This is a genomic window from Agromyces binzhouensis (genome assembly GCF_004135055.1).
Classification (GTDB): Bacteria; Actinomycetota; Actinomycetes; order Actinomycetales; family Microbacteriaceae; genus Agromyces; species Agromyces binzhouensis.
In genome coordinates, this window is record NZ_SDPL01000823.1 from 1 (window position 1) to 548 (window position 548).

The 548-nt window shown below is 77.7% G+C and carries 1 protein-coding gene; it reads left to right on the top strand.

The features are described from left to right. A partial coding sequence (locus ESO86_RS19665; protein WP_165308460.1) for a hypothetical protein occupies positions 1-424 on the top strand: 424 nt, incomplete at its 5' end. Between the last annotated feature and the right edge of the window lie 124 nt (positions 425-548).

Sequence of the window (548 nt, forward strand, 5' to 3'; positions counted from 1 at the left end):
GGCGACGGAGGCCTCCGCCGAGGCGGCCGAGACCGTCGCCCGGCTCACCGCCGAGCGCGACCAGTTGCGCGCCGGGGCCCTCGACGGCACGACCGAGGCCGGTGCCGCCCTCGGCGAGCAGCTCAGGGACGACCGCGTGCGTCGCGCCGAGCGGGCGACGCAGCTCACCGCGAAGCGGGTCGACACCGCGATGGTGGCGCTGTGGCGGCTGCAGGCGTTCCACCACCCCGACCCGCGGAAGCAGGGAACGTGCACGTGCGGCCGCTCGCTGCCGGTGTGCGGCGAGAGCCGGATCCTCGAGGGCGTGCGCCAGGAGATGCTCGACTGGGAGCGACGCAACCTCGAGCTGCTCCGGGCGGGCAAGCGCCACGGCCTGCCGCACGAGCATCCCGAGGTCGGCGGCGGGGCTGCGGGCGCGCGCTGAGGTGGGTGTCCTCGGTATCCGCGGGTGCGGGGCGGCGGCGACCCGCTGAAGCCGACGACGATCCTCGGCGGAGCGACCGCTCGGGGGTCAGGCGCGCGGCGCGCCCGCCGGCACGCGGAGCCCG